Genomic DNA, 3,182 nt, shown 5'->3' on the forward strand with positions numbered 1-3,182 from the left:
ATCGGCGTGGTCTTGCTGGCGCTCGCGGGCGTGATCGGCACGGACACGGGCCTCGCGGCCATGTCGTCGTTACGCCCGACGCTCGGGACTCGCGGCGCGTCCGTGCCGGCGGTCCTCAACGCGGTGCAACTGGTCGGCTGGGGCTCGTTCGAAATCATCGTGATGCGCGATTCCGCCGATGCCCTCGCCAAACAATCATTCGGCCTCTCCATGCCGCTGATCTGGACCTTGATCTTCGGTGTGCTGGCGACAACGCTGGCGATCACCGGACCGTTGTCTTTCGTCCGGCGCTTCTTGCGTACGTGGGGGATCTGGCTGCTGCTTGGCGGCGCGGGCTGGCTGACGTGGAATCTACTGTCGAAACAAGACTTTGGCGCGCTGATGAATCGTCCCGGCACGGGTGACATGCCGTTCGGCGCGGGTATTGATCTGGTAGTCGCCATGCCGCTGTCGTGGTTGCCGCTGATCGCGGACTACACGCGTTTCGGGAGCAGCGCGGGTGGCACTTTCCGCGGCACGCTGTTCGGCTATGGAATCGCTAACATCTGGTTCTATGCGCTGGGCGCGTTCTATGGCCTGGCAGCGGGCGGCGGCGACGCGCTGCTGACCGTCGCGCTGGCCCAGGCGGCGGGCGGGATTGCGCTGCTGCTGATTCTCATCGACGAAATTGACAATGCCTTCGCCGATATCCATTCGGCCGCCGTTTCCACCGGTACCTTCTGGGCGAAGGCGAGCGTGCCGTTGCTGTCGGCTGCGTTCGGCGCGTTGTGCACGCTGATCGCTCTGCTCGTGCAGATGGGCAAGTATCAGAACTTCCTGCTGCTGATCGGCTCGGTGTTCGCGCCGCTATTTGGCGTGGTGCTGGTGGATCACTTTATCGTGAGAAAACGTCGCGTTGAAGTCGCCGCGCTCACCGATCCACGTGGCCCATACGGATTCTCGGGCGGTTGGCACGTGAGCGGGTTCATTGCGTGGGCGTTGGGAATCGCGGCGTATCACGCGATCAACCAGTGGCTGCCGAATCTTGGCGCAACGCTGCCGGCGCTCGTGGTGGGCGCGCTGGCTTATCTGGCTTTGGTGGCGGGTCGGCGAGAGCAACAACAGTCGTCGGCGACTTGAGCGAACGGATCGGGCGAACGGTTCAGACGAATAGTTGAGGCGTGAGGACCATCAAATCCTCACGCCTGTTTGACGAAACTGACCGAGCAGCGCGCTGCGTCAGCCGTCGATCACGTCCGCGCCCTTCGGCACGATGAACTTGAACTGATCGGCTTTCAGCGGCGGATTCTTCTCGATGTTCGAGAACGTCAGCAAAGTGACATTGCCGAACACGTCATGCAATTCCATTGCTTCGAGATTGCCGTTCTTGAAGCCGATACCAACCTGCTGGAACTGCGTGTCCTGCGCTTTCGGCGTCAGTTCCAGCCAGTCGATGCCATCCTTCACGCCCGCGTCGCGCGACGTGAAATTCTTGTCGAGGTCGTTGCTGCCGAAGAGGATCGCAGCCGGACTTGCACCCAGCGCGTTGCCTAGCGCCCGGACCGTGACCTGGTTCAAGTCCTTGTCGTACACATAGAGCTTGTCGCCGTCGGCCTGCAGTATTTGCGCATAGGGTTTGTCGTACGCCCAGATGAACTTGCCCGGCCGCGCGAACGTGAACGTGCCGCTCGACGTGCCACCCAGCCGCGATGCCATGCCCTGTGTAGCCGATGCCGCCGCCTTGCTCGGCGCCTTCACTTCGCGCTGGACGAAGCTGCCATGCGCCGAATGAACCTGCGCAATAAACGCCTTTAACTGCTCGGTACCGCTTGCGAAAGCTTGCGACGCCAGCAACATCGAAGCGCCAAAAACGACGGCTTTCAACGCCGATCTCAAAACTGACTGCATATAAAAAACTCTCCAGATAACCTTATTCGGCTTCACGCGCCGGCGTGAGGATTTCGCGATTGCCGTTCGAGGACATCGACGAAACAAGTCCCGAATTTTCCATTTGTTCGAGCAGCCGTGCTGCCCGGTTATAACCGATCCGCAGATGCCGCTGCACAAGCGAGATCGACGCGCGCCGGTTCTTGATCACGATTTCAACGGCCTGGTCGTAAAGCGGATCGGCTTCGCCTTCTCCGCCGCCCGCGCCTGCACCGCCCGGCGCACCGTCTTCGCCATCGCCCAGCACGCCGCCTTCAAGAATGCCTTCGATGTAGTTCGGCTCGCCGTGCTCCTTCAGCTTGGCGACCACGCGATGCACTTCTTCGTCCGACACAAACGCGCCGTGCACGCGCACGGGCAACCCTGAGCCCGGCGGCAGATAAAGCATGTCGCCCATGCCGAGCAGTGATTCCGCGCCCTGCTGGTCGAGGATGGTCCGCGAATCGATCTTCGACGACACCTGGAACGCCATCCGCGTGGGCACGTTGGCCTTGATCAAACCGGTGATCACGTCCACCGATGGCCGCTGCGTAGCGAGAATCAGGTGAATTCCGGCGGCGCGCGCTTTTTGCGCGATCCGCGCGATCAACTCTTCCACCTTCTTGCCGACCACCATCATCAGGTCGGCGAGTTCGTCGATTACCACCACAATGGTCGGCAAGCGGTTGAGCGGTTCCGGTTCGTCCGGCGTCAGGCTGAACGGATTAGGAATCTTCTCGTCGCGCTTGGTGGCTTCGTCGATCTTGTTGTTGAAGCCCGCGAGATTGCGCACGCCCATCTTGCTCATCAGCTTGTAGCGGCGCTCCATCTCGGCCACCGCCCAGTTGAGCGCGTTGCCCGCTTGCCGCATGTCGGTGACGACCGGACAGAGCAGATGCGGAATGCCTTCGTAGACGCTCATTTCGAGCATCTTCGGGTCGATGAGGATCATGCGCACTTCGTCTGCGCTGGCTTTGTACAACAGCGACAGGATCATTGCATTGATACCCACCGACTTGCCCGAACCCGTGGTGCCCGCTACCAGCAAGTGGGGCATCTTCGCGAGGTCGGCGCAGATCGGCTTCCCGCCAATATCCTTGCCCAAACCCATTGTCAAAGGCGAAGCGGCATCGGCATAAACCTGCGAACCGAGGATCTCGGACAGACGCACGGTCTGGCGGCGCTGATTCGGTAACTCCAGGGCCATGAAATTCTTGCCCGGAATGGTCTCGACCACCCGAATAGAGACCAACGACAGCGAGCGTGCCAGATCCTTC

General features: G+C 61.2%; 3 protein-coding genes. 1 reads left to right on the forward strand and 2 read right to left on the reverse strand.

Translation table 11 applies throughout. The features are described 5' to 3' along the window. On the forward strand, nucleotides 1–1,119 hold a 1,119-nt coding region (cytX, locus tag JWR14_RS23115; RefSeq protein WP_299712504.1), incomplete at its 5' end, for a putative hydroxymethylpyrimidine transporter CytX. A 99-nt stretch (nucleotides 1,120–1,218) separates the two neighbouring features. Here cytX and lolA read toward each other — a convergent pair. Both lolA and JWR14_RS23125 read right to left on the reverse strand, forming a co-directional pair. Continuing rightward, complete coding sequence (gene lolA, locus JWR14_RS23120; RefSeq protein ID WP_299712507.1) at nucleotides 1,219–1,887, reverse strand: outer membrane lipoprotein chaperone LolA; 669 nt, start codon at nucleotides 1,885–1,887, stop codon at nucleotides 1,219–1,221. A 22-nt stretch (nucleotides 1,888–1,909) separates the two neighbouring features. Beyond that, on the reverse strand, nucleotides 1,910–3,182 hold a 1,273-nt coding region (locus tag JWR14_RS23125; protein ID WP_299712510.1), incomplete at its 5' end, for a DNA translocase FtsK.

Source organism: Caballeronia sp. (assembly GCF_028292365.1).
Taxonomy (GTDB): domain Bacteria; phylum Pseudomonadota; class Gammaproteobacteria; order Burkholderiales; family Burkholderiaceae; genus Caballeronia.